The sequence below is a fragment of the Rhodoblastus sp. genome, from assembly GCF_041915505.1.
GTDB lineage: Bacteria > Pseudomonadota > Alphaproteobacteria > Rhizobiales > Beijerinckiaceae > Rhodoblastus.
The window spans coordinates 1-24,844 of the sequence record NZ_JAYSBG010000013.1; the positions used below are offsets into that span (position 1 = coordinate 1).

At 64.9% G+C, this 24,844-nt stretch carries 20 protein-coding genes; 8 read left to right on the top strand and 12 right to left on the bottom strand.

Going from position 1 to position 24,844, the window contains the following annotated elements:
* The first annotated feature begins 83 nt into the window (after positions 1-83).
* On the top strand, positions 84-797 hold the full coding sequence (locus ACE3S9_RS02005; protein ID WP_374544755.1) for a GyrI-like domain-containing protein: 714 nt from the start codon (positions 84-86) through the stop codon (positions 795-797).
* A gap of 43 nt (positions 798-840) precedes the next feature.
* Here the strand turns inward: ACE3S9_RS02005 and leuB are convergent, their stop codons facing one another.
* From leuB to ACE3S9_RS02025, 4 genes are all read right to left on the bottom strand, one after another.
* Entirely contained in the window at positions 841-1,947 is a 1,107-nt protein-coding gene (leuB, locus tag ACE3S9_RS02010) for a 3-isopropylmalate dehydrogenase (protein ID WP_374544756.1), read from the bottom strand.
* 170 nt (positions 1,948-2,117) lie between these two features.
* Positions 2,118-3,827, bottom strand: coding sequence for a porin (locus ACE3S9_RS02015; RefSeq protein WP_374544757.1), 1,710 nt, complete (start codon positions 3,825-3,827; stop codon positions 2,118-2,120).
* 394 nt (positions 3,828-4,221) lie between these two features.
* Positions 4,222-5,952: a porin gene (locus tag ACE3S9_RS02020; protein WP_374544758.1), complete on the bottom strand. Its 1,731-nt coding sequence runs from the start codon at positions 5,950-5,952 to the stop codon at positions 4,222-4,224.
* 427 nt (positions 5,953-6,379) lie between these two features.
* Positions 6,380-7,969: a porin gene (locus tag ACE3S9_RS02025; RefSeq protein ID WP_374544759.1), complete on the bottom strand. Its 1,590-nt coding sequence runs from the start codon at positions 7,967-7,969 to the stop codon at positions 6,380-6,382.
* Positions 7,970-8,112: 143 nt separating this feature from the next.
* On the opposite strand from ACE3S9_RS02025, the gene ACE3S9_RS02030 reads away from it, so the two are divergent.
* Positions 8,113-8,535 carry a hypothetical protein gene (locus tag ACE3S9_RS02030; RefSeq protein ID WP_374544760.1) on the top strand — a complete coding sequence of 141 codons (423 nt, stop codon included), beginning with the start codon at positions 8,113-8,115 and terminating at the stop codon, positions 8,533-8,535.
* 50 nt (positions 8,536-8,585) lie between these two features.
* Here ACE3S9_RS02030 and ACE3S9_RS02035 read toward each other — a convergent pair whose 3' ends face one another.
* The 7 genes from ACE3S9_RS02035 to ACE3S9_RS02065 all read right to left on the bottom strand — a co-directional run bounded on the left by ACE3S9_RS02035 (position 8,586) and on the right by ACE3S9_RS02065 (position 18,758).
* On the bottom strand, positions 8,586-8,981 hold the full coding sequence (locus ACE3S9_RS02035) for a hypothetical protein (protein ID WP_374544761.1): 396 nt from the start codon (positions 8,979-8,981) through the stop codon (positions 8,586-8,588).
* A 40-nt stretch (positions 8,982-9,021) separates the two neighbouring features.
* Positions 9,022-10,518, bottom strand: a complete 1,497-nt coding sequence (locus tag ACE3S9_RS02040) for an efflux transporter outer membrane subunit (protein WP_374544762.1) — start codon at positions 10,516-10,518, stop codon at positions 9,022-9,024.
* Entirely contained in the window at positions 10,518-11,690 is a 1,173-nt protein-coding gene (locus tag ACE3S9_RS02045; RefSeq protein ID WP_374544763.1) for an efflux RND transporter periplasmic adaptor subunit, read from the bottom strand. The genes ACE3S9_RS02040 and ACE3S9_RS02045 overlap by 1 nt, the downstream gene beginning before the upstream one ends.
* Before the next feature lies 1 nt (position 11,691).
* Positions 11,692-14,841, bottom strand: a complete 3,150-nt coding sequence (locus ACE3S9_RS02050; protein WP_374544764.1) for an efflux RND transporter permease subunit — start codon at positions 14,839-14,841, stop codon at positions 11,692-11,694.
* A gap of 142 nt (positions 14,842-14,983) precedes the next feature.
* Complete coding sequence (locus ACE3S9_RS02055; protein WP_374544765.1) at positions 14,984-16,339, bottom strand: sensor histidine kinase; 1,356 nt, start codon at positions 16,337-16,339, stop codon at positions 14,984-14,986.
* On the bottom strand, positions 16,326-17,012 hold the full coding sequence (locus ACE3S9_RS02060; RefSeq protein WP_374544766.1) for a response regulator transcription factor: 687 nt from the start codon (positions 17,010-17,012) through the stop codon (positions 16,326-16,328). The genes ACE3S9_RS02055 and ACE3S9_RS02060 overlap by 14 nt, the downstream gene beginning before the upstream one ends.
* Positions 17,013-17,042: 30 nt before the next feature.
* Entirely contained in the window at positions 17,043-18,758 is a 1,716-nt protein-coding gene (locus tag ACE3S9_RS02065) for a SulP family inorganic anion transporter (RefSeq protein ID WP_374544767.1), read from the bottom strand.
* Between the two features lie 312 nt (positions 18,759-19,070).
* Here ACE3S9_RS02065 and ACE3S9_RS02070 point away from each other — a divergent pair, with 312 nt between their 5' ends.
* On the top strand, positions 19,071-20,513 hold the full coding sequence (locus ACE3S9_RS02070; protein ID WP_374544768.1) for a porin: 1,443 nt from the start codon (positions 19,071-19,073) through the stop codon (positions 20,511-20,513).
* Positions 20,514-20,525: 12 nt separating this feature from the next.
* Here ACE3S9_RS02070 and ACE3S9_RS02075 read toward each other — a convergent pair whose 3' ends face one another.
* A complete protein-coding gene (locus ACE3S9_RS02075) occupies positions 20,526-20,822 on the bottom strand; it encodes a hypothetical protein (protein ID WP_374544769.1) in 297 nt (98 codons plus the stop codon).
* A gap of 204 nt (positions 20,823-21,026) precedes the next feature.
* Between ACE3S9_RS02075 and ACE3S9_RS02080 the strand changes: the two genes are divergently transcribed.
* The 5 genes from ACE3S9_RS02080 to ACE3S9_RS02100 all read left to right on the top strand — a co-directional run bounded on the left by ACE3S9_RS02080 (position 21,027) and on the right by ACE3S9_RS02100 (position 24,806).
* Complete coding sequence (locus ACE3S9_RS02080) at positions 21,027-21,998, top strand: glucokinase (RefSeq protein ID WP_374544770.1); 972 nt, start codon at positions 21,027-21,029, stop codon at positions 21,996-21,998.
* Between the two features lie 238 nt (positions 21,999-22,236).
* Positions 22,237-22,875, top strand: coding sequence for a MotA/TolQ/ExbB proton channel family protein (locus tag ACE3S9_RS02085; protein ID WP_374544771.1), 639 nt, complete (start codon positions 22,237-22,239; stop codon positions 22,873-22,875).
* Positions 22,875-23,378 (top strand): ExbD/TolR family protein, encoded by a 504-nt coding sequence (locus tag ACE3S9_RS02090; RefSeq protein WP_374544772.1) that lies wholly within the window; start codon positions 22,875-22,877, stop codon positions 23,376-23,378. Before ACE3S9_RS02085 ends, ACE3S9_RS02090 begins: the two co-directional genes overlap by 1 nt.
* A complete protein-coding gene (locus tag ACE3S9_RS02095) occupies positions 23,375-24,220 on the top strand; it encodes an energy transducer TonB (protein WP_374544773.1) in 846 nt (281 codons plus the stop codon). The genes ACE3S9_RS02090 and ACE3S9_RS02095 overlap by 4 nt, the downstream gene beginning before the upstream one ends.
* 67 nt (positions 24,221-24,287) lie before the next feature.
* Positions 24,288-24,806 (top strand): N-acetyltransferase family protein, encoded by a 519-nt coding sequence (locus ACE3S9_RS02100; RefSeq protein WP_374544774.1) that lies wholly within the window; start codon positions 24,288-24,290, stop codon positions 24,804-24,806.
* Positions 24,807-24,844 lie beyond the last annotated feature (38 nt).

Genomic DNA, 24,844 nt, shown 5'->3' on the forward strand with positions numbered 1-24,844 from the left:
GCGCAACGGGCGTTACAATGAAACGATTCGAGACTGAAGCGCAGTGCGGGCGCGAGACGCCGCGCCAGATCGGGAGCTGTCCAATGCTGATCGGCAAGTTGTTTTCGGGCCGGGATCGGACGCGGCCACTGCTGCTCGCCTTGGCGCTGATCGGCGCGCCAATGCCGCTCGCCGCCCAGCAGCCGGCGCCCGCCGACGCGAGCCAGGCCCCCGCCGCCCCGGCAGAAGCGCCGAAGACCGAGCCCGCCAAACCCGACGACGCCAAGACGGACGCGCCGAAGACGGACGCGCCCAAATCCGAGGCGCCAAAAACCGAGGCTCCTGCCGAGGAAACCGCGATCAAGACCGAAGAGGTCGCCGCCCACGTTGCGATCCAAACGCATGGCGCCGCGAAATGGGAAGAGGGCTACGCCAAGATCGGCGAGGCCATCGCCAAATTGCGCGCGGCGGCGCAAAAGGCCGGGCTCAAGGAAGCGGGGCGGCCGATCGCCGTGTTCACCGACACCGACGACGCCGGGTTCAAATTCGACGCCATGCTGCCGGTGGACGCCCCGGCCGACGCCAAGCCCGATCTCGGCGCGGATGTCTCCGTGACCCAGTCGCCGAGCGGCAAGGCGCTGAAATTCCAGCATCGCGGCGCCTATGACGACATCGATTCGACCTATGAGGCGATTACGGCCTATCTCGACGAGAAGGGGCTGGAGGCGCGCAATCTGTTCGTCGAGGAATATGTCAACGACGCCAAGGATTCGAGCGACATGGCGCTCCAGGTCGACATTTACGTCTTCCTGAAATAGCCCCAAAGAGGCGCCGGCCGCCGAAGCGGCCGGGCCTGATCGCTCAGAGCGATTTGCGCAGGGACGCGACGATGGCGTCGCCCATCGCGGCGGTCGAGACCGTCGTGGCCGCGTCGCCCTTGATGTCGGCCGTGCGCAGGCCCGCCGCCAGCACGTCCGAGATCGCCTTTTCAATCAGATCCGCCGGCTGGCCGAGGCCGAAGGAATAGCGCAGCGCCATGCCGAATGAGCCGATCATCGCGATCGGATTGGCGATTCCCTTGCCGGCGATATCCGGCGCCGAGCCGTGGACCGGCTCATACATCGCCTTGCGCTTGCCGTTGGCATCGGCCTCGCCGAGCGAAGCCGAGGGCAACATGCCGAGCGAGCCGGTGAGCATGGAGGCGACGTCGGACAGCATGTCGCCGAACAGATTGTCGGTGACGATGACGTCGAACTGCTTCGGCCAGCGCACGAGCTGCATGCCGAGCGCGTCGGCGAGCATGTGCTCAAGCTGCACGTCGGGATAGGACCGCTGGTGCAGCTCGGTCACCACTTCCTTCCACAACACGCCGGATTTCATGACATTGTGCTTTTCGGACGAGGTCACCTTGTTGCCGCGCTTGCGCGCCAGTTCGAAGGCCACCGCCGCGATGCGCTCGATCTCATAGGTCTCGTAGACCTGGGTGTCGACGGCGCGCTTCTGGCCGTTGCCGAGATCGACGATTTCCTTGGGCTCGCCGAAATAGACGCCGCCGGTCAGTTCGCGGACGATCATGATGTCGAGGCCCTCGACGATCTCGCGCTTGAGCGCCGAGGCGTCGGCCAGAGCGGGATAGCAGACGGCGGGACGCAGATTGGCGAACAGGCCGAGGTCCTTGCGCAGGCGCAGCAGGCCGGCTTCCGGACGCACGTCATAGGGCACATTGGCCCATTTCGGCCCGCCGACGGCGGCGAGCAGCACGGCGTCGGCCGCCTGCGCCCGCGCCATGTCCTCTTCGGAAATTGCCTTGCCGTGCGCGTCATAGGCCGAGCCGCCGACGAGGCCTTTTTCGAATTCGAAACGGGCGAGCCCGGCGTCGGCGATCACCTTCGCGACCTTCTCGACCTCCGCCGTCACCTCGGGACCGATGCCGTCGCCGGGCAGCAGGAAAATATTATAGCTCGCCATGATTCGCCTCGCGGTCGCAGATTTGGGAAACTGCGGCCTTGCTAAACGCGGCGCCCACGGTTTGCAAGGGTTTGCGCGGAGCGAGGCGCCTTGTCGCCGGCCGGAATGGAAAATCCCGCGCGCCGAAGCGCGCGGGATCCGTTTGGTTGGGAGCCGGCTTGACGATTGGATCAGAACACGAAGCGCGCGCCAACCACCGGGGCAAAGTTGGTGTAGTAGTTGAAGCCCATCGCGGTCAGCTTGCCGGACGTCGACACCGTGCCGCCGGCGAGGCCGCCGTTGACGGCCGACACTTGCATGCCGCCATAGACGTCGAACCGCTTGGTGAAGTGGTAATCGACATAGGCCGAGCCGGAATCGAGCGTGCCCGCGCATTGCGCGGCTTTGGTGTTCTGGGAGAACGCCGTGCTGCAGGTCAGGTTCTGCGCGTCGGTGCCAAACTGGTTCTGGTTGACGTGGTAATAGGCGCCGACGATGTCGGTCTTGTCGTTATAGGCGTAACGCAAGCCGGTCCAGAACGTCTGCAGCACCTTGGGATGCGGGTAAAAATCGTTGTTGACTGAGCTCAGGATGTAGCCGCCCTGGTCGTTCATCGCGCCGATGCCGACATTGTTCGACGGATTTTGCAGCTCGTCGTAAGCATAGCCGGCAAAGAACTTGAACTGGTTCCAGGTATATTTCGCGGCGATGGCGAAGCCGGCGTTGTCGGAGATGAGCGCCTGCAGGGTGTTCAGGTTGTTCCCGGTCGAATTGACCGTGATGCCGGTATTGCTGGTGAAGACGCTTGAGGTCAGCTGCGACGCGCTGAGCGGGGAATTGCCGCCGGCGATTACGACAGCCTGATGATAGACGCCGCCGACCGCATCGACTTCCAACGCGCCATAAACGCCGCCGAGGTTGAACTGATAAGCGTCGTTGTGCGGCGTATAACAGGTCTGCGTGGTTTTGGCCGGCGAGACGAGCGTGCCGATATAATTGCAGCCGCCGTTGCCGTCGGCGAATTTATACATCGCGCCGAAATGCACCGGACCGTAGGTCACCTTATATTTGAACGAATCGTCCCAGCGCGCGCTTTCCGTGGCGCCGAGGCCCTGGACGAACTGGCCGTTGAAGGCGATCGGCGAGAAGGCGTAGGCGCCGCCGGTCGGATCATAGGCGTTCACCAGATCGACCGAGAACGGTCGGTGGCGGCCGAACGTCAGCTGTCCATAGGTCTTGGAGTTCAGACCGACAAAGAGCTGGTCGTTGAACGCCTGGCCGCCGCGGCCGCCGTCGCCGGAGAAGGAATAGGCGGACCGGTTCAGGCCCTGGTTGTCGACCAAAGTGCCCGGCATATTGGCGAGCTGGCCCGATTGCGGATTGATGCCGGTCGAGGCCATGAAGACGCCCGAGAGGCCGGGCAGCAGCTCCTGCTCGCCCTTGATGCCGAGCGTGCTCTGCTGCAGGTTGTTCTGGGCGACGCCCCAATAGGGGTGATTGGTGAATTTATTGATGAGGGATTCGCCCTCGTAATTCTTGCCGTTTTCCGGAAGGCCATGGCTGACCCAGCCGACGCCGGCGTCAATCGTGCCGAAAATCGTGATGCCGCAAAAGGTCAGCGGACCATCCAGTGTCGGCGGGGCGCATTGCGCCGGCCCCTTGAGGAAGGGGAGATCGGCCGCCATGAACGAACTGGCGGGCGCGCCGGCGGATGCCTGCGGCTGGACAGCCTGAACATGCTCCAGTCGCTTGAGGCGCTGTTCGAGCTCCTTATTCTGCTTTTGCAGGGCGGCCGCCTCCGCCTTGAGCGCAGCGATGTCCTCGGCGGTTTGGGCGTGGGCAAAATTCGGGGCTGTCGCGATGGCCAAAGTAGCAGCAGCCGCCATGAGCATGTTTTTCATCGTCGTCTCCACCAAAATAACGCCGCCCGTCGGGCCGAGACCGGACGCGACGTCATCTTGTAATCTTAATATATTGCGATCTAAGACCGAGAAGTCGGTTTAGGCATTGCTAGCAACGAAACGGCGCCACGAAAAGGCCAGAAAAACGCCAATGCCAGAGCATTGTGGGCAAACGATATGCAAACGTACGAAAAAAATGCATTTTTCATGTAGTAGTTGAAATACACCACGCTCTTGGGAAGAAAATATTTCTTCGTGTCGCATATCTGCAACATCGGCAATGAACTAGTGTCAATTCACCCGGCGTGGAACGCAAACGAAAAATCCCGCGAGATTGCTCTCGCGGGATTTCCAATGATTGATCGCGATCTTCGCGACTGAAGCGGCGAACCGATCAGAAGGTGAGACGCGCGCCGACGGTGGGCGCCCAGTTGGAGGCGCTGAAGTAGCCCGACTGGATGCCGCCGGTGACGGCGCTGTACATCAGGCCGCCGTAGATATCGAACCGCTTGGTGAAGTGGTAGTCGACATAAGCCGAGGCGCCGTAGAGGTTGCCCGAGCAGGCGCCGCTACGCGGGGCGGACTGGGCGCCGTAAACCGTCCCGTTGATCTTGGCGCCGAAGGAGCCATAGGGGAGGTACGCCGGCAGCGAGCAGGTCGAAAGATTGGCGGCCGTGCCGTAACCATTCTGAGCCTCGACGTAGAACGAGCCGACGATGTCGGTCTTGTCGTTATACGCGTATTTCGTGCCGGTCCAGAAGGTGTCAAGCAGCTTGGCGTGCGGGAAAGCCGCATTGTTGACCGAGCTCAGGATATAGCCGCCCTGGTCGCCCTGCGCGCCGATGCCGACGCTGTTCTCCGGGTTGTGATAGATCACGTGAGCCCAACCGGCGAAGAACTTCCAGTTCTGATAGGTATATTTACCCGCGAGCGCCCAGCCGGTGTTATCCGAGATCGTGCCAGCCAGCGTGCCCGCATTGGCGCCAACCGAGTTGATGGTCGGGCCATAAGTGGGCACGAAGGTGCTCACGCCGCCAAAGGCCTGCGCAGCGCTGAGCGGGCCGAACGAGACAGCCTGATGGAAGTAGCCGAGAGCCGCGTCGAAGTCGAAACCGGCATAGGTGAAGCCGGCGCCAACCTGACCGGCGTCGTTCTTGGTCGAGTAGCACTGCTGAACCGTGCCTACCGGAGCGACACCCGTACCCAGATAGTTGCAGCCGCCATTGCCGTCGGCGAATTTGTAGATCGCGCCGAAGCGGCCGGTGAAGCCGCCGTTCACGGGGAATTCGACCTTATACTTGAACGAGTCGTCCCAGCGGGCGTTGCCGGTGTCGCCGAGGCCGGCGACCGGGGTGCCCGAATATCCGATGACGGAGAAGGCGTAAGCGCCGCCGGCCGGATCATAGGCGCCGACCATATCGTTGGTCAGGCTCTTGTGACGACCGAAGGTCAGCTGGCCGTAGGTCTTGGACGAAAGACCGACATAGAGCTGATCGTTGAACGGCTGGCCGCCGCGCGAACCGTCGCCGTTGTTGGAATAGGCGTTGCGGTTCAGACCGTTGTTGTCGACGATCGACCCGGGAGCATTGGCCAACTGGCCCGACTGCGGGTTGATGCCGGTCGAAGCCCAGAACACGCCCGAGATGCCGGGCAGAATTTCATACGAACCCTTGACGCCCAGAGTCGACTGCGACAGGCCGCTCGGCGCGACGCCGAAATACGAACGGTTCGCGTTTTTGTTGATGAGGCTGTCGCCGAGATAGAACTTGCTGTTGGTCGGCAGGCCGTAGCTCGCCCAGCCAAGGCCGGCGTCGATCGTGCCGAACACGGTGATGCCGCAGAAGGTCAGCGGGCCGTCCAGAGGCGGCAGCGCGCAGGTCGGAATTGCGTCCTTGATGCCCGGGAGGTCGGCGGCCATGAAGCTGCGAGCGCCGGCGGACTGCGGCAAGGCGGCCTGCTGCTGCTCGATCTTGTTGAGACGCTGCTCGAGCTGCTCGTTCTGCTTCTTGAGCGTCGCGGCCTGAGCTTTCAAGGCGGCGACGTCAGCCGCGTCATCGGCGCGAGCCGCGCCCGTCGCTGTCAGGACCGCCATAACGGCGACCGCAGCCATAAGTTTGGTTTTCATGCCCGTCTCCAGTTCTCCGAGCCTCTCGCGCACAATTCGCGAATGGGGCTCCCTCCAGGTGACTGCGACGGCCAGCCGCAGTTGTGAAATCGGATCACGAAAGTTTGAACGACATCGTGATTGATTATCGAATAAGCAGCAGTTTAGGGCTTGGCAATTAGCCTCACCGTGGAATCGACCGGTTTTCGCCACAAAGAATCCCGGTGTTGCCTCGTTGCAATAGTTGACGACTCAACTAAAGGCTAAGCCGCACCAAAGCTGAAGGTTTTGTGACGGTTTGAATTGAGCGCCGCTTGATTTTGGTCAAAACGTCATTCGGCGTTCATGAACCATGCAGGGATGCAATGCTGCGGGCGCGCGACAGTCAAAACAACTTGCGTTTTGACATTATAGGCGTTCGACCGGAGCTATAATCGGGGCGACGATTCTAGAAGGCGTAACGCAATCCGATGGTCGGGTCGATTGTATTGGTATTCAGGAACCCGTTGGCCATGCCGCCAGCCACGGTCGAATACATCATGCCTGCGTAAGCTTCCAACTTCTTGTTGAAATGATATTCACCGACGAAGCCGATCGCGTCTTCCGTGCCGGAACAGGTCGCGGCATTGGTCACCAACTTGGTGTTCGTGGCGAAATTGCAGGCGATCTTGCCATAGGAATTCTGCCATTCGTGGTAATAGCCGACACTGAAGTCGATGTGGCTGTCATAAGCGTATTTCACGCCGGTCCAGAAAACCTGCAGGATCTTGTCATGATATTGATAGGCGTTGTTGGTGGCGACGCTCACGGCGTAACCGTTTGAATCCACGAAGGGCGCGGCGATCGGATTGCCGGGGTCGGCATAGTCGATATGTTCGTAGCCGCCAAAGAACTTGAATGCGCCGAAAGTATATTTGGCGGAAAGCAGCACCGCTGAATTGTCGGAAACCGTCGCGGCGAGCGAGCCGGGAGGCTGCGCCAGCATCTGCGCGGCGCTGAGCGAGGAGAGCGTGATGGCGCCTGAGACCTGGCTATAGACCGCGTCGAACGACAGCGCCTGATAATCGAAGCCGGCGGAGACCTGATAAGTGGGCCCGTTCGTCGTCGCCGAGCCGTTGCTCGGCTGGCCGAGCTTGTAGATGGCCCCGAAGCGCGCCGGACCGACATGAACGAGATATTTGATGGAATTGTCGAAACGGCTGTTTTCGGTGTCGCCGCTGGACAAGGAGCCCGAATAGCCGAGCAGCGAAAAGGCCAGGGACCCCGGAATCGGATCGTAAATCGAGCGGTCGTCCGTGGTCAGCGTGCGCTGCCGGCCGAAGGTCAGGAAGCCGTAATCGGCGGATGAAACGCCGAGATAAGCGTAATCGTTAAAGGCCTGGCCGGCGCGCGCGGAATCGCCGTTGCCGCTTTGATAGGCCAGCGGAACGCCATTGTTCTGGACCAGGGAGGCCGGACCGTTGGCGAGCTGGCCCGACCCCGAATTGAATTGCGTATTGAGCCCGAAGACCGCGGCGAAGCCGGGCAGGATCTCGTGCTCGCCTTTCAATCCAATGCCGGAATAACCCATCGCGCCCGGCGCGACGCTGAACATCGACCGATTGCTGTTCTTGGAGATCGCATATTCGAGTCCCTGCGGATAGGAGCCATTGAACGGCGCGCCGTGGCTCTGCCAGGACACGCCGGCGTCGATGACGCCGAATAGGGTAATGCCGTTCCACGTCAGCGGGGCGTCGGAGGCCAGCTCCTGGAGCGGCGCCCGCGCGGCGTCGGCGACATAAGCGGTGGGGGCCGGAGCTGTCGGCGCGGGGGCGCTCGGGGCCGCCTTCGCCTTCTCCAGTTTTTCCAGCCGCTTCTGGAGTTCGGCCTGTTTCTGCTTCGACGAGGCGATTTCCTTGTTGAGCGTCGCGAGATCGTCCGCCCTCGCTTCGCCCGAAGCAGCGGCCAGAATCGCCGTGACGCCAAAAAGCCGTGCCCACATGAAGGAAATCTCCGCCGGAATGATGAACGCAGAGGCCTTGTCACGCCACCGTCTCATTTCATTCCCATAGTTCTATAATAATTGTCAACTTTAACGACGCCACATTTTCGCCTCTTCTCTCCTCCCGTCTAAAAAAAATTTTAGCGTTCTCCTCCGCTGATCCGCCGCAAAATCATGGGGATTCGATCCCATATTCGCAGATGACGCGGCCCTATCCGGAAAAACCGCTCGCCCGCGGCGCCCCGGGAGCGTTCGCGTCGGATGTCAGCTCCAGCCTGGAGGAAAATAAAATGAAGCGCTCGTTTGAATTGGCGAAGAGCGCCGCCGTCGCGGCGGCTTTATCTCTTGTGATGCTGCATCCCGCCGCCGCCGGCATGAAAACCGTCGACGGTCAGGCCTATTGGACGGGAGATCCCGGGCCGGTGGCCCCCGGCGCGTTCTACGAAGGCGGCCAGTACAGAGCCGACCCGCACCATTATCTCAGCTGGTACGGCCCGGATCCGCAGGACTACAAGATGGTCGTGCACGCCCGCCATTCGGGCAACAGCGCGTGCGTCTGGCGCAAACGCGTGGTCAACTCCGACTGGGAGTTCCGCCACCCCTATATAATGGTTTGCAACTGAGCTTTCGAAACTGACCGGCGGCCCTGGGGGCGCAGCCTGGGGGCGCTGGATCATTCGGCCGCCCCGCTCGGGCGGGCCACGCCCTCGGAGCAGGAATCGGCGCCATGGCTCGCGCGCCAGAAAGCGCGCGGCCCGGGCTCCGAGACAGGCGACGGCGCGTGGCGGACGCAAAGGCCCGCCTGAGTCCACCACTGGGCCGGCTTGTCGCCCCGATCGACCGGCTGCAGCCCGCCGGGCGGCTTGCGCCAGAAACGGCAAAGGCTGCAGGCGACCAAATCGAAGGCGGAGCCGACTTCGAGGAATTCACCGCAGCCCTGGCCGCCGTGCGTCGTCGGCCAATGCGCGATGCGGTCCGATTCGGCCGCGGGCTTCGGCGCGCGCCGGCGGCACCAGCCTTCGCCGGGGCGGGCCATTTTCCAGAACATGCACTGGTCGCATCGCTCCATGGCCCGGCTCCTCCCTTGTGCGCCGTTCATTGTGCGCCATTCATTTCTTGGCCTCTTCCGCCGGAACGGCCGCGCCTGGGTCCTGGCCCTGCGGCCCCCCGAGCGCGATCGGCGGCGGCAGCGGCGGCTCCGGCGGCGGCGCCTGTCCGCTCCATCCGCCGCCCAGCGCCAGCATCAGTTCGACATATTGCTCCAGCAGGCGCGTCTGGGCGGCGAGTTTCGCCCGCTCCGCGTCGAGCGCGGCGGATTGCGCCGTGACGACATCGAGCGACGACGCCGCTCCGTCCTTGTAGAGGCTCATCGACATGTCCAGAGCGCGCTGCGCCGCATCGGCCGAGACCGTCAGCGCCGCATTTTCCGCGCTGAGCCATTTGATCGAGGCGAGCGCATCCTCCACTTCCTGATAGGCGGCGAGCACCGAGCCTTTATATTCCGCGGCGGCGGCCATGAATTCGGCGCGCGCGGCGTCGAGCGCCGCCTGTCGCTGGCCGCCGTCGAAGATCGGGGCCGAAATACCGGGGCCGTAGCTCCACAGGCTGTTGTGAAAATTCAGCAGGTCCAGATTGGTCGATTGCGTGCCGCCCGACAACAGGATCATGAAGCGCGGCAGGAAATCCGCCTTGGCGGCGCCGATCTTCTCATTGGCCGCAAACAGCAGCCGCTCGCGCGCGGCAACGTCGGGCCGACGCAGCAAAAGACTGCCCGGCGCGGCGCGAGGCGGCCGGGGCGCGGCGGGTTGAACGGCGGAAGGCGCGATCTTGAAGGACGACGCCATTTCGCCCGACAGCGCCGCCAGCGCATTTTCGAGCACGGCGCGTCCCTGCGCGACCTCGGCGGCGGCGGCCTGCGCATTGGCGAGCTGCACCTTGGCCCGTTCGACGTCGATCGGCGGCGCGATATTCTGCTTCAGCCGCTCCTGGGTCAGGTCGAGGGCCGACTGATAGAGCTTGATCGTCCGCGCGAGCAAGGCCGCCTGCGCATCCGATCCGCGCAGGGCGATATAGGTGCGGGCGAGCGAGGCGTGCAGCGAGAGGCGCGTCGCCGCGAGCAGATCGTCATTGGCCTGGGCCCCGGCCTTTGCGGCGGCGACCAGATCGTGAACGCGGCCCCAGAGATCGATCTCCCAGCCCAATTGTCCGAACAATTGATTCGCGCCGTAATAGGTCGGCTGATTGGCGGAACGAAGCGGCCGGTTCTGCGACTGCTTGTTGTAGCTGATCTCCGGTTGGCCCAATACAGTGGGGAAAAAGGCGGAATTGACGAGGTTGAGCGCCGCTTTCGCCCGCTGATAGCGCGCGAGGGCGGCGGCGTAATCCGGATTGTCCAGCTCGACGCGCGCCTGAAGCCGGTCCAGCTCCGGGCTGCGGAAGCTTCGCCACCAGCTCTCCGCGACGTCGACGCGCGACCCCGCCGGCAGCGCAATCTTGAACTGCCCCGGCGCCGCAATCGGCGGCGGCGCATAGGCGGGCGCCAGATCGCAACCGGCCAGGGGCCCCGCGAGCGCGCACAGCCCGATGCAGGAAACAAGCCGGCGCATCATTCCTTCAGGCCCGTCGACACTTTATCCGCGATCCGGACCCGGTCGCCCTCGGCGAGCGATTCAGGGGGATTGTCGATGATCCTGTCCTGCGCCTCGAGTCCGGAGGCGATAGCGACTTCCTCGCCGAAATCCTTGGCGATGACGACGGCCTTGAACGCCACGCGATCGTCGGCGCCGACCGTGGCCACGCGCACGCCATGCTGGCCGACCGTCAGCGCGCTGGCCGGAACGCGCAATTGGGTCGGATCCGTCGCCAGTTCGAAATGGACGTCCGCATAGGAGCCCGGGAACAGCGCGCCGTCGGGATTGGGCGTATCCAGCTCGACCAGCAGGCTGCCCGTCTGCGCGCCGATCGCGTTCGATGTCGTGGCGAGGCGGGCGTCGAAGCGCCGGCCTGGCGATTGCGGCGTCGTGAAGGTCGCCTTCGTCCCCGGCGCGAGCCGCGCCGCATAGGTCTGCGGGACATTGACATAGACCCGCATGGCGTGAACGTCCGCCACCTTGAACAAGGGCTGGGCGGACCGGTCCGCCGCCACATAAGAGCCGATGTCGATATTGCGCGCGGTGACAATGCCGTCGAACGGCGCGACGATCAGCGCGAACTGCTTCTGCGCCTTGAGCCGGTCCAGATTAGCGCTGGCCGCGCCGACGTCGGCCTGCTTCACCTGCAGATCGCTGGTCTTTTCATCGGCGGATTGTTTCGAGACGGCGGCCGAATTCCGCAAGGCGGTCCAACGCTCCGCCGTCACCTTGGCGAGCGCCAGCGCGGCCTGCGCGCGGCTCAACTCCTCGCGCGCCTGCGCCAGGCGCTCGTCCAGCTCCGGCGTATCCACCTCGGCGAGAACCTCGCCCTTCTTGACCACCGCGCCAATATCGGTCTTCCAGTTCTTGATATAGCCTCCGACCTGGGAATGGATCGCCGCCTCGTACCAGGCCGCGATATTGCCGGGCAGCGCGAGCACCTGGGGCTTGTCGTCGGTATGGGGCCGCACGATCGTCACATTGGGGATGGCGCGCTCCTGCGTCCATTCGGTCAGACGCCGGTCGTTCTCCCAACGCTGCAGGAAGGTGAACGCCAGATAGGCGGCGATCAGCCCGCCCGCCGCAAGGACGAGCCACAGGCCGATGTTGCGGCCTTTCACCGGAACCGCCGGCGCTTCGGAGACCATGTCATTCTTCATGCGCCGCCTCGGTCGAAATCCGCGCGCGGCGGGAATGGGCGATGCCGAACACCACGGGCACGAAGACCAGCGTGGCGACGGTTGAAAAGATCAGGCCGCCGATCACCGCGCGGCCGAGCGGCGCGTTCTGCTCGGCGCTCAGCGCCATCGGCGCCATGCCGATGATCATGGCGAGCGCGGTCATCAGGACCGGGCGGAAACGGCCGACGCCGGCTTCGAGCGCGGCGGCGAAAGGCTCCAGGCCCTCGGCGAGCTGCTCGCGGGCGAAGCTCACCACCAGAATCGAATTCGCGGTCGCGACGCCCATACACATGATCGCCCCCGTCAGCGCAGGCACAGACAATGTGGTGTGGGTGGCGAACAGCATCCAGGTCACGCCCGCCAGCGCGGCCGGCAGAGCCGCCACGATGACGAAAGGATCGGTCCAGGACTGGAAGTTCACGACGATCAGGAGATAGATCAGCGCGACGGCCAGCGCCAGGCCGCCATAAAGCTGGGAATAGGCCGAATTCATCGTTTCGGTCTGCCCGCGCAAGACGATTCGCGTGCCGCGCGGCCGCGACGCGCTGAATTCATCAATGATCTTGCGAATGTCGGCCGAAACCGCGCCGAGATCGCGGCCGCTGTTGGTCGCGAAAATGTCGAGCACGGGCTGGACGGAATAGTGCGACACCACGGCGTTGCTCTCTCCCCTGCCGATTTCAGCCACCGCGCCGAGAATCTGAGGCGATTTTTCCATAGATACAGGAATCCGCGCGAGGTCTTCCAGCGAATTCATCCAATATTGCGGCGTCTGCGTGACCACGGGATAGGAGACGCCGTTCTTCGGATTGAGCCAGAATACCGGATTGGTCTGGATCGAGCCAGCCAGAGTGATGAGCATGGAGGTGGCGATGTCGCGCTCGGTGACGCCGAGGCGGCTCGCGAGAATGCGGTTCACGTCGACATTGATGGTCGGCTGGTCGCCCGGTTGCTGGATGCGCGCGTCGGCCACGCCGGGAATATCGGCGATCCGCTTCAGCATTTTATTCGCCAGCTCGCGGTTCGCCTCAAGGTTGCCGCCGATGACCTGGACGTCGATCGGCGCCGGCAGGCCGAAATTGAGGATCTGGGTCACGATGTCGGCCGGCAGGAAGGAGAAGGTCGCCTGGGGGAAGCGCTTCGGCAGCTCCTCGCGCAATTTCCGCACGAGTTCGTCGCCGATCTTCTCCTTGCCGTCTTCGAGCGTGATCAGAATGTCGCCATCGGCCGATCCGATCGTGCCCGAATTGCCATAGGCCGCGTTGATGCCGCTGACCGGCATGCCGATATTGTCCACCATCGAGGCAACCACGCCCGGCCCCGCGACGGCGCTGATCGCCGTCTCGACCTGGGTGAACAGGCGGCCGGTTTCCTCGATGCGCAGCCCGGTCGGGCCGCGGACATGGAGCTTGAGCTGGATGCTTTCGACGCTCGGAAAGAAATTCTGGCCAAGATAGGGAACCAGCCCGAGCGAGAGGATCACGAAGGCGAGAAAGCCGACGACGAAGGTCCGGCGGCGCCGCATCGCCGCCGCCAGCAGCCCCTGATAGGCCCGCCGCGCGCCGGCGAATCGTCTTTCGAACCCGTGCTGGAACCGGCCGAAGAATCCTTTCGGCGGCGCGTCCGGATCATGCGCGTGGCCGCTCAGCAGATAGTTCGCCATGGTCGGGACGAGCGTGCGCGAGAGCAGATAGGAGCCCATCAGCGCGAAAATGACGGCCTTGGCCATCGGGCGGAACAGATAGCCCGAAATGCCGTCGAGGCTGAACATCGGCACGAACACGATGCAGATGCAGAGCAGGGAGACGGTCGCGGGAATCACGATCTGGCGGGCGCCGTCCATGATCGCGGCCTCGATCTCCTTCTTCTGTTCGAGCTGGTAATTGATGTTTTCGATCGTCACCGTGGCGTCGTCGACCAGAATGCCGACCGCGAGCGCCAGGCCGCCCAGCGTCATGACATTGATGTTCTCGCCGGTCGCGGCCAGCGCCGCAATCGACGTCAGAATCGCGAGCGGGATCGAAATGATGATGATGACGGTCGAGCGCCAGCTCCCGAGAAAGACGAGGATCATCAGGCCGGTGAGGGTCGCGGCCAGAGCGCCCTCGAAGATCACCGAATGGACCGCGCCTTCGACAAAGGGCGACTGGTCGCCGACCACCGCCAGTTTCACGGATTCGGGCAACAATTCGCGCAAGGCCGGGATGAGCGCCTTGACGCCATTGATGACGTCGAGCGTCGAGGCCGAGCCCGCCTTGATGATCGACATCAGCACGGCGTTGTCGCCGTTCACCCGCACCATATTGATCTGCGGCGGATGACTGTCGTGCACGAAGGCGACGTCGCCAATGCGCACGGTGACGCCGTCGATGGTGCGAATCGGAAGATTGTTGAGCTCCTCGATCGTGTCCGGCGAATCGTTCAGCTTGACGACATATTCCTTGCTGCCGATCTTCTGGGTGCCGACGGGGATGATGAGGTCCTGGTTGCCGACGGCCGAGACGACCTCTTCCGCCGACAGGCCGTAGGAGCGCAATTTGGCCTGATCGACGTCGATCTGCACCTGCCGGACCATGCCGCCATAAGGCGAAGGCACGGCGGCGCCCGCGACGGTCGCGAGCTGCGGGCGGATGATGTTCTGGCCGTAGTCGAAGATCTTCGCTTCCGGCAAAGCGTTGCTCGACAAGGCGAGCTGGATGACCGGCACGCTCGACGCGTTGAAAACCAGCACCTGCGGCGGGTTGATGCCGGGCGGCAAAAGCTTCAGCACCGTTTGCGAGGCCGCCGTGATCTGGGCGAGCGCGGCGTTGATGTCGACGGTCGGCTGGAAGAAGACCTTCACCACGCCATAGCCGGACATGGACTGCGATTCGATATGTTCGATATCGTTGACCATCGCGCTGACGGTGCGTTCGTAATAATAGACGACGCGCCCCGACATATCGTCCGGCGGCAGACCGTTATACGTCCACACCACAGCGACCACCGGAATGCGTATCGCGGGGAAAATGTCGGTTGGGGTGCGCATCCACGACAATACGCCCGCGATGACGATCAGCATCGCCATCACTACGAACGTATAGGGCCGCTTGAGCGCAATTCGGACGAGTGTAAGCATCAAACCTTGGAGGACGTTCGAGCGGCGGCGGGAGGGGCCCGTTGATCCGCGGTTTATAGGGTCGGCCCGTCGTTGGCCAAACTAAAATGTTTTTTATCCGTCCGGGAGCGCGCCCCTCATCGGCGCGGGGAGTGGCCGGCCGTCATGGCGTCCGTTCGGCCAGCGTGAACCGCGCGCCGGGCGCATTGTCCGCGACGGTCAGGTCCATGCCGTGCACGCGCGCTATGGTTTCGGTAATGCTCAGCCCGAGCCCGGCGCCCGGCAGATCGACGCCATTCGCGGCCCGGGCGAAACGCCGGAAGATCTCGCGGCTTTCGGCGGCGGCGACGCCGCGTCCGTTGTCGCTGACCTCGATCCGGGCCAGACCGTCGCGCGCGGCGGCGGCGACGCAAACGGCGCCGCCGCGCGGCGTGAACTTCAGCGCATTGTCGATCAGATTGGCCACGGCTTCACGCATCAGGTCCGGATCGCCGCGGATCGAGACGCCCGGCTCGACCGCAAGATCGAGCCTGACGCCCTTGGCCCGCGCCAGCGGGAGGAAGAATTCGTGCAGTTCGGCGCAAATCGCATCGAGGTCGATCTGGGCGAAAGCCGAATGCCGGCGCTCGCGCTCGATGGAGGAAATGCGCAACAGCGCGGCGATCGCGGTCATGGCGCGGTCGATCTGGCGCAAGGCGGTCTGGATGGACTGTCGCGTCGGCGCGCCCTTCGGCGCGGCGGCGAGGCCCTGTTCCAGAATGGCCCGCACATTGACCAGCGGCGCGCGCAGGTCATGGGCGATATTGTCGCCGACCGCCGCGAGCTGACCGAGCAGGCGCTCGATTTCGTCGAGCATTTCATTGACGGAGGCGATCACGCCGTCGAGCTCGTCGATCCCGGATCGGCTCGGCAGGCGCGCGCGCAGGTCGCCTTTCATGATGTCGGCGATGGCGTGGTCGATTTCGCGGATGCGCTTCCCGTTGCGGCGCGCCAGGAAAAATCCGGCCGCGAGGGCGCCGGCCGCCAGCGGGAGGATGGCGAAGGACAAAGCGCGCGCCAGGATGCGCCCCAGCATCGCCACTTCCTCGAGACTGCGCCCCAGCACGATGATGTCGCCATCGGGCCGGACGCGGGCGACCATCAGGGTCGGCTCGGGCGCGACCGCGTCGCTGGGCTGGAATCGTGCGAGATAATGCGTGCGCCCGTCGACGGGAATGCCCGGCCAGCGCTCGAGATTGCCGAAGACGAGCGTCCCCGCGCGGTCGTAGAGCGCGACGAAATCCAGCCGCCGGAAATCGCGCGTCAGCCGCAGCGAGAGGGCCCGGCGCAGGCGCTCATCGTCGCTCTCCGCCGCCTTTTCCGCCTCGTCGGCGAAAACGGCCTGCAATTTCGAAACCCACGCCTGCGTCGCGGCTTCATAGACGAAGGCGAACACGCCGCCGGTCAACAGAAAGATCGCCAGGGCGAAAGCCCCCGCCAGTTTCAGGGGCGTGGAGCGGACGAGATCACGCGGGGACATCGAGAAAAAATCCTTCGCCGCGCTGGTTGACGATCAGCTTCCGCTCGCCCGGCGCGTCGAGCTTGACCCGCAGATTGCGCAGATGAACGTCGACCACATTGGTCTGGGTTTCGAATCGATAGTTCCAGACCTCTTCCAGCAGCATCTTCCGCGTGACCAGCAGACCTGGTCGGCGCATGAAATATTCCAGCAGCTTGAATTCGCGCGGGAGCAGCTCGATCGCCCGGCCGTCGCGGCGGGCGCAGCGGGCGATCAGGTCCATTTCGAGCGGCCCGGCGCGCAGAACCGTCGCCGCAACGCCGGCGAGGCGGCGCGCGAGCGCATCCACGCGCGCGGAAAACTCACTCATGGCGAAAGGCTTGACCAGATAATCGTCGCCGCCCGCGCGCAGGCCCGCGACACGATCATCCACCGCGCCCATCGCGCTCATCATGAGTACGGGCGTCCGGTCTCCGCCGGCGCGCAGTTCCGCGATCAGGGCCAATCCGTCGGCGCCCTTCAGCTTTCGGTCCATAACCAGAACGTCCACGCGCCCCGCGCGCGCGGCCTCCATCGCCTCGCGGCCCGTCTCGCTCACGAAAACCTCGTAGCGATCGCGCAATTCCCTCGTGATGGCCTCGGCAAGCTCCCTTTCATCCTCGCAGACATAGACGGAATGTTTGACGTCGCTCATTCGAGCCCCTGTTCAGGATTGTGCGCCTGCTTACACATGGCCGGTCCGCGCCGCGACAGCCGGCGCGCCCGCCGCCAGTGCGGCAGTCGCCTCGTCGACGCTGTGGAACAGCCGTTCGCGCCCGTCGAAGCCTGGCCCGCCGAGGGCTTCGAGGACGCCCGAGGCGGCAAAATCCGCCTGCGCGCGCACGGATTCGAGGCGCGCCACCGCGAAGTCGACGCCCTTGTGGCGGCAGGTCCTGATCGTCGAGGCGAGCGCCTGCGCCGCGGTATAGTCGATATTATCGATGGCGCTGGCCTCCAGCACCAGCAGCTTCAGCCCTTGCTCGTCCGCGGCCTCGGCCAGTTCGCGCTGGAAGCGGTCGGCATTGAGAAAGGACAATGGCGCCTGGTAACCGACGACCTTGACGCCCGCGAGCGTTTCGCCATGGAAATCCAGGCTTTCCGGCCACCACACCGTCTTGCCCGGCAAGCGGGCAAAGGTCTGGAGACTGGTCTGGGTCGTCGTCCACAGGCCGTGCAACAGCGACAGGATGATGGCCAGGCCGACGCCGGTCTGGATCGGCGCCAGCACCACCAGCAGCAGCGTCGCGATCAGGAGCAGAAATTCGGGCCGGGACCGGGCCGCGATGTCGCGCATCACGCCGATTCGGAAGATCCGGCCCGCGATATAGAACAGGATCGCCGCCAGCGCGGCCTCGGGCGTATGGCTGAGAAACGGCTCGCCGAAAGCCGCGACCAACGCCACGGCGACCGCCGCCGCGAGGCCGGCGATCTGGGTTTCGCCGCCGGCTTCCGCGACGATCGCCGTGCGCGGCGGACTGGCGTTGACCGGAAAGGCGCCGATCAGGCCGGACAGCACGGAGCCGACGCCCAGGCCGAGAAAATCGCGGTCGATGTCCGGCGTTTCGCCGGGAAAGCCGGGAAAGGAGCGGGAGGTCGCGGCGCTCTGCACCATGACGACCATTGCAATGATGCCGGACAGGCCGAGAACCTTGAAGAAATCGTCCGGATCGACCATGGGCGCGGCCAGCGTCGGCGGCGTCACATGAAAGGCGCCGACGGTCGGCGCGCCGACCAGGCCAAAGAACATGACGGCCAGAGTCGCTCCCACCAGGGCGAGCAATGGGCCGGGCAGGCGCGGGTTGAAGCGCTCGACGACGACGATCAGCGTCAGACAGGCCAGACCGGTGAGGACGGCCGCCGGCTTGAAGTCGCCGATGTGACTGGCGAGCGCGGCGATGCGACGGACGGCGGCGCCCGAGCCGTCGGCGATTCCCAGAAAGGCCGGCGCCTGCGCCAGAACAATATGGACCGCGATGCCGCCGAGAAAGCCGGTCAGAACCGGAATGGAGAAAAGATTGGCGACCCAGCCGCCCCGCAACAGCCCGGCGCCGGCGAGGATAAGCCCGACCAGAACCGACAGCAGGGCGGTCATCCGCAGATAATCCGCGCCGCCCATAGCGGCGGTCGCCGCCAGTGCGGCCGCGAAAATCGGCGTGATGGTCGAATCGGCGCCCGACGACAGATAGCGATTGGCGCCGAACAATGCGAAAGCCAGCGAACCGGCGATGAAGACGTAAAAGCCGATATGCGGCGCGAAGCCGCCCAGCCGCGCCGTCGCCATTTGTTCGGGCGCCGCGATAGCGGCGAGCGTCAGGCCGGCGACGAGATCGGCGCGCCAACTCGCCGCGCCGCCCTCAAGCGAGCGAAAAACCCGCCACTTTCTTCCTGTAACGTCCGCCATTGAAGTCCTCGGCGCGGATTTTCGCCGATTGGCGGCAAAAAGGGAACCATATCGTCTCTCCGCCGCAGCTTGCGGCGCGCCGCGCCGCCGCGCCGTCAGTGACAAAAAAACAACATCCTCAGATATATGGCGGATCCTTGAGTCAAAGCGGCGCGCGCAACAGTTGAGGCGGCTTTCGTCACGCCGAAAAGCATGTTGAAATAAGCTATACTTGCGTTTGAGCTTACATTTCAAGGCCTTCCCTATCATTTTGGACCTATGGCGTCTGCGCGATCGATCGGCTCGTTTGGACCTGCGAACCAAGGGGTGTCGATGAAACGGATTTGCTGCATCGGCGCCATTGCAGCCCTTTTCGCCAGCGGCGCCCAGGCGGCGGAGCTCTCGTCACCCGGAAGCTCCGCTGCGGATTCGGACAAGCCGTCCTGTTTCGCCAGCCTGCAGGATTACCTGAAATCGTCGGCGCGGGACTGTCCGCTGAATTACGGGCCATTCACGCTGTTCGGGACGCTCGACGGCGGCTTCGGCTACGAGCAATGGGGTGCGCCGGTTGGAACCTATGCCGATAAACCCAACTACGCCATTCAGCGGTCCAGCGGCAATGTCCATTGGCTGTGGTCGCCAAACGCGCTGACCGCCTCCAGCATCGGCCTCCGGCTGGCCCAGGAGATCGTCAGGGACTGGGAACTGGTCGGCGTCGCGGAATCCGGCTTCAACCCCTATACGCTCCGCCTGATCAACGGGCCGCAATCGCTCGCCGACAACAATCTGTACAAGGCCGGCTACCAGCGCACGGCGTTCGACACGGCGCGCGCCGGCCAATGGGACAATGGTCAGGGCTTCATCGGCGTGAGCAATCCGACCTATGGCACGCTGACCTTTGGGCGCACCACCCTGCTCTCGCAATCGGCGATGGGCGCCTACGACCCCGCGGCCTCGGTGGCCTTTTCGCAGATCGGCTTCACCGCGCTTTACGCCACATTCGGCGCCAGCCCGACCTCGCGCATCAATTCCGCCCTCACCTATCGCCTGACCTTCCAGGAGGTCCGGTTCGCGGCCCAGGCCCAGATCGGCGGATATGACCAGGGCAACGCCGCCACCGAACAATATCAGGGCCAGGTCGGTTTCGATTACAGGAAGTTCTCCTTCGACGCGATCGTCGGTTATGCGCGCAACGCCTTGACCTTCCAGACCTATGGCGGCGCAGCCCTGCCGGTCGGCTATGACCCCGATTCAATCGTCCGCGCGACCATGATGAACACGGGCGGCCTTGAGCTTCTGATGCGATATGATTGGGAAAAGTTCCGGTTTTACTGGGGCTACGTCTATTCCCGGTCGACCAATCCGAGCGATGGCTATTTCCCTTACGGCATATCGACCATCGCATCGGGCGTCGTCGTCCCGCCCGGCGCGGTCACCAGCAACGCCTATACCGTGCCGCGCATTCTCAATACCGCCTGGACGGGCTTCCGCTACATCGTGCAGCCCAATTTCGGCATCGCTTCGGCCGTCTATTGGGAAACGCAGGCTGACTACCTGGCGTGGCCGGCGACCTGCTCCGGCTCGGGAACCGCGACCAGCAGCAGCCGTTGCGGCGGCGGCCGTTATTCCTATTCGTTCGTGATGGATTACCGGCCCCTGCCCCGTCTGTCGGTCTATGCCGGCGTGCTGGTGTCCAATGTGTATGGCGGCGTCGCCAGCGGCTACCTTCACGCTCAAAATATCGCGCCGACCGCCGGCGTTCGCTTCCAGTTCTGAGCAGCGTTTTCCTCAGCCCGGATTGCCGCCGATGCAACCCTTGTTGCAATCGTCGGGATCGCGGCTCAGACCGTCATTGCCGCCATCGCCCGGATGGGCGTAAGGCTTGAGCGATGGGCCGTCCGGCTCGACCGCCGCCGGGGCGCGGTGCGGCGCGGTCGGCGTTTCGACGGCATGAGACGCCGCATGGCCCTTGTGATGATGACGATGGTGGTGAGAAACCGGCGCGTCTTCCATCGCTTTGGCGGTCGGGCCGATCAGGACGACGCCGAGCGCCAGGGCAAGCGCCGTCGCGGCGGACATTCTCATTACGACCTCCTTGCATCCCGCCGGGCCGATGCGTCGGGCGGGACTGACGTAGCCAATCACGATTGAACTTCAATTTACATAGGTCGGCGCCCTTTAATTTTCACGGACGGCGCCGCATTTTTGGCTTGCGATTTGGAAAAAGCGCGCCGCCCTGCCGGGATCGCAGCGCGCCGGCATGGAAACTTTGGGGAGCCTGAAACGAATATGAGCGAGCGGGAAATCGGCGTCGCGGATATTGGCGGCACCCATGCGCGCTTCGCCATCGCGTGCGTCGCCGGCGGCTGCGTCCGCGCGCTCGGCCCTGCGGCTGTGCTGCGCGTCGCCGATTATCCCAGCTTTGCCGACGCCTGGCGCGCTTTCGCGGCCGAGGCGCCCGGGCCGACGCTCCGCGCGGCGGCTTTGGCGGTCGCCTGCCCCGTGCGCGGCGATGAGCTGAAGCTCACCAATAGTCCCTGGCGGCTGCGGCCTGCTGCGCTGGCGGCGGAGCTGGGCGTCGAACAATTGACCATCGTCAATGATTTCGGCGCGATCGGCCATGCCGTCGCGCAGCTCGCGCCGGAGGATTTCGCGCTGGTGTGCGGGCCGCGCCGCGCGCCGCCCCGGCCCGGCGCCGTCAGCGTCATCGGCCCTGGCACCGGGCTCGGCGTGGCGCTCACCCTGCTCGACCGGGACTCGCATCGGGTGATCGAGACCGAGGCCGGCCATTTCGGCTTCGCCCCGCGCGACGCCTTCGAGGATGCCTTGCTGGCGCGGCTGCGGCGCAAATTCGGCCGGGTTTCGACCGAGCGCATCCTGTCCGGCCCCGGCCTCGCGGAAATTCGCGCCGCTTTGCCCGGCGCCGAGGCGGCGCCGGGCCCGGCCGACGACAAGGCTTTGTGGGAAGCGGCTCTGTCCGGCGCCGATCCGCTGTCGCGCGCCGCGCTCGAACGCTTTTGCGCCGGCCTCGGCGCTTTCGCGGGCGATATCGCCCTCGCGCATGGCGCAGACGCCCTCGTGCTGGCCGGCGCGCTGTCGGCGCGCCTTGCCGATCTGCTGCCGCACACGGATTTCGCGAACAGCCTAACCGCCAAGGGGCGCTTTGCGGCGATGATGGCCGCCATGCCGGTCTGGCGCATCGTCCATCCGCAGCCCGGCCTGTTCGGCGCGGCGGCGGCTTTCGCCGCGCGGCCGGATTGAGCGGCGCGCGCCGCGAAACTTATTTCTCCCTCAGCGATCAGGCGTTTTTCCCGAATAAATCGGGACTTTTTCCCGGCAAAGTCGGGAAATGCGGCGGAGTTCCGGCTTTCGCCTCGACGCCTCTGTGAATCCGCAAAAAGCAGTATAAATTCGCCCCGATGCGGTCGGCGCCAGCCGCAAGAAGCAGGCGCGAGAAGCCGCGCCGCAAAGCCGCGAAAAGGCCGTACAGGGATCCGCCATGGATGACATTTCACTTTCTCCGCTTGGTCTGTTCATGCAGGCCGGCCCCGTCGGCAAGGCGGTGATGGCGCTTCTGCTGGTCGCCTCGATCTGGTGCTGGCTGCTGATCATCGAGGGCGTGTTCGGCCTGCTGCGGCTGTCGCGCGCGCTGAAACAGACGAGCGACGGCCAGACCCATGCGCTGCTGGCGCCGGTCGAGGCGCTCGGCGCGCAGGAGGCCCGCATCCGCATCGTGGGCGAGACGGTTTCCGAACGCCGCCAGCGCGTCGGCGACCGTATGACCCGCGCCAGCCTGGAGCTGCTCGCCAAGGCCGAGGGCGGCCTCGCCAATCTGGCCGTGATTTCCTCGGTCTCGCCCTTCGTCGGCCTGTTCGGCACGGTCTGGGGCATTATGGGCAGCTTTGTCGGCATTGCCGCGGCCAAGGACACCAGCCTCGCCGTGGTGGCGCCTGGCATCGCCGAAGCGCTCGCCGCCACGGCTTACGGCCTCGCCGCCGCCATTCCCGCCGCCATCGGCTATAATCGCCTCGGCGCCGCCTTTTCGCGGCTCGGCCAGTTGCTGATGAACCGCGCCGCCGACCGCGCCGCCGAACTGACCCGTGATCCGGTCGTGGCGGCCCATGCGGAGGCGGCGTGATGGCCTTCTCGCCCCCCAATTCCGGGCGGCCCGGCTTCTTCCGTCCGCAATCCGACATCAATGTGACGCCGCTGGTCGACGTCATGCTGGTGCTGCTCATCATTTTCATGGTGACCGCGCCTTTGCTCACGGCGGGCATGAAGGTGCAATTGCCGCAGGCTCAGGCGGCGCGGCCGCTGAATCCGAAGGAGCCGGTCGTCGTGGTCGTCGGGAAGGACGGCAAGCTGGCGGTGGGCGATCAGGCGGTCGAACTGGCCGATCTGGCGCAATTGGTGAAGCTCAAGCTGGGCGACGATTCCGAGCGCGTGGTCCATTTGCGCGGCGATAAGGAAGCCGCCTACGGCCAGATGGTGGCGGCGCTGGACGAACTCGCCACCCACGGAATCACCCATATCGCCATCGTCACAGATTCCGGCCGCAAGAACGCCACGTCCGGCGCTGCGCCTGCCGCTTCTCCCGCCGCCGCGCCCGCCCCCGCCACTAGCGCGGAACCGGCGAAATGACCGCGACGGGCGCCCTTTCGGCCGCGGGCCCGGCCTTCGCGCCCGCTTCCCCCGCCGCGGTGCGCCCGCTGTGGCTGCGGCCGCTGGCGCTGATCCTGATTCTCGCGCTCCACGGCCTGTTCTTCGTCGCGATCAAGAACCGCCCCGCCGTGCTTTCGCCGGTCGATTCGGTCGAGGTCGGGCTCGTCCCGCTCGGCGATTCCGCCGAGGATCAGAAGGCGCAGGAGGAGATCAAGCCGGCCGAACTGGCCGCGCCCGAGCCGCCGCCTCCGCCGCCGCCGGTCGAGCGCGTGGAGCCGGTCGAGGCGCCGCCGCCCGTCGTCGCCGCGCCGGAAGCCATTCCGCTGCCCGTCGAGGAGCCGAAACCCGTTCAGCCCCCGCCCGTCCCGCCACCGCCGCAACAGACCGTGGTCGAGAAGAAGCCGCCGCCCAAGCCGGTTGAAATCCGCGACGACCGGCGGGAAAAGCTCAAGCAGCAGGAAATCGCCGACCGCCGCCGCAAGGCGCAGGAGGCGCGCCAGGAGCTCAAGCGCGGCGCCGACAATGGCTCGCCGCGCGGTTCGTCGATGTCGCCGGCGTCCTATGCCGGGCTGCTGGCCGCCGAAATCCGCCGCCACACATTCTATCCCGCCGCGGCCCGCGCTTCCGGCGCGACCGGCGCGGTCGGGGTGGCCTTCACAGTCGGGCCTTCGGGCCGGATCGTCAGCCAGTCGATCACCAGCTCCTCGGGCAATCCGACGCTCGACGCCGCCGCGCGCACCACGTTGAGCGCGATTCGCATGCCGCCGCCGCCGGGAGGCCGTTTCTCCACCAGCACCAATATCCGGTTCCATTTCAACTGACCGGCAGCCCGAAACATTAAAAATAGTTTTCTTGCATGCCGCCGGCCCTTGGACTTAACATTGAATCATGTCCCAGGCGCTGATCACCATAAGACGCGCAATTCCGGGCGACGCCGAACAGATCGCCGCCGTCCATGACGCGGCTTGGCGGGAAGCCTATCGCGGATTGATCCCGGGCCGGGAGCTGGAGCGCCTGATCGCCCGCCGCGGGCCGGACTGGTGGCGCAGGGCCGTGCTGCAGGGCAGCCGGCTGCTGGTGCTTTCCCTGCATGGCGCCGTCGGCGGCTATGTCTCCTATGGCCGCAATCGCGCGCCGTCGCTGCCCTTCGGCGGCGAAATCTTCGAGCTTTACCTCGCGCCGGAATATCAGGGCATGGGCTTCGGCGCGCGCCTGTTCCGCGCCGGACGCCGCGATCTGGCCGAAAACGGCCTGCAGACCATGCTGGTCTGGACGCTCAGCGACAACCAGCGCGCGGTGAATTTCTACCGTCATCTCGGCGGCGAGCCGATCCGCAAGGCCAGCGAATATTTCGGCGCCGAAAAGCTCGGCCGCCTCGCCCTCGGCTTCGGCGCGCTCGGGAATTAATCGTCCTCGAAATGAGCGGAAAGTCCGGGTTGCCTTTT

What these genes read in the sequence shown, in the direction of transcription:
- ACE3S9_RS02005 (WP_374544755.1), top strand. Translation starts at nt 84, where the DNA reads ATGCTGATCGGCAAGTTGTTTTCGGGCCGGGATCGGACGCGGCCACTG.
- leuB (WP_374544756.1), bottom strand. Translation starts at nt 1,947, where the DNA reads ATGGCGAGCTATAATATTTTCCTGCTGCCCGGCGACGGCATCGGTCCC.
- ACE3S9_RS02015 (WP_374544757.1), bottom strand. Translation starts at nt 3,827, where the DNA reads ATGAAAAACATGCTCATGGCGGCTGCTGCTACTTTGGCCATCGCGACA.
- ACE3S9_RS02020 (WP_374544758.1), bottom strand. Translation starts at nt 5,952, where the DNA reads ATGAAAACCAAACTTATGGCTGCGGTCGCCGTTATGGCGGTCCTGACA.
- ACE3S9_RS02025 (WP_374544759.1), bottom strand. Translation starts at nt 7,969, where the DNA reads ATGAGACGGTGGCGTGACAAGGCCTCTGCGTTCATCATTCCGGCGGAG.
- ACE3S9_RS02030 (WP_374544760.1), top strand. Translation starts at nt 8,113, where the DNA reads ATGACGCGGCCCTATCCGGAAAAACCGCTCGCCCGCGGCGCCCCGGGA.
- ACE3S9_RS02035 (WP_374544761.1), bottom strand. Translation starts at nt 8,981, where the DNA reads ATGGAGCGATGCGACCAGTGCATGTTCTGGAAAATGGCCCGCCCCGGC.
- ACE3S9_RS02040 (WP_374544762.1), bottom strand. Translation starts at nt 10,518, where the DNA reads ATGCGCCGGCTTGTTTCCTGCATCGGGCTGTGCGCGCTCGCGGGGCCC.
- ACE3S9_RS02045 (WP_374544763.1), bottom strand. Translation starts at nt 11,690, where the DNA reads ATGGTCTCCGAAGCGCCGGCGGTTCCGGTGAAAGGCCGCAACATCGGC.
- ACE3S9_RS02050 (WP_374544764.1), bottom strand. Translation starts at nt 14,841, where the DNA reads ATGCTTACACTCGTCCGAATTGCGCTCAAGCGGCCCTATACGTTCGTA.
- ACE3S9_RS02055 (WP_374544765.1), bottom strand. Translation starts at nt 16,339, where the DNA reads ATGTCCCCGCGTGATCTCGTCCGCTCCACGCCCCTGAAACTGGCGGGG.
- ACE3S9_RS02060 (WP_374544766.1), bottom strand. Translation starts at nt 17,012, where the DNA reads ATGAGCGACGTCAAACATTCCGTCTATGTCTGCGAGGATGAAAGGGAG.
- ACE3S9_RS02065 (WP_374544767.1), bottom strand. Translation starts at nt 18,758, where the DNA reads ATGGCGGACGTTACAGGAAGAAAGTGGCGGGTTTTTCGCTCGCTTGAG.
- ACE3S9_RS02070 (WP_374544768.1), top strand. Translation starts at nt 19,071, where the DNA reads ATGAAACGGATTTGCTGCATCGGCGCCATTGCAGCCCTTTTCGCCAGC.
- ACE3S9_RS02075 (WP_374544769.1), bottom strand. Translation starts at nt 20,822, where the DNA reads ATGAGAATGTCCGCCGCGACGGCGCTTGCCCTGGCGCTCGGCGTCGTC.
- ACE3S9_RS02080 (WP_374544770.1), top strand. Translation starts at nt 21,027, where the DNA reads ATGAGCGAGCGGGAAATCGGCGTCGCGGATATTGGCGGCACCCATGCG.
- ACE3S9_RS02085 (WP_374544771.1), top strand. Translation starts at nt 22,237, where the DNA reads ATGGATGACATTTCACTTTCTCCGCTTGGTCTGTTCATGCAGGCCGGC.
- ACE3S9_RS02090 (WP_374544772.1), top strand. Translation starts at nt 22,875, where the DNA reads ATGGCCTTCTCGCCCCCCAATTCCGGGCGGCCCGGCTTCTTCCGTCCG.
- ACE3S9_RS02095 (WP_374544773.1), top strand. Translation starts at nt 23,375, where the DNA reads ATGACCGCGACGGGCGCCCTTTCGGCCGCGGGCCCGGCCTTCGCGCCC.
- ACE3S9_RS02100 (WP_374544774.1), top strand. Translation starts at nt 24,288, where the DNA reads ATGTCCCAGGCGCTGATCACCATAAGACGCGCAATTCCGGGCGACGCC.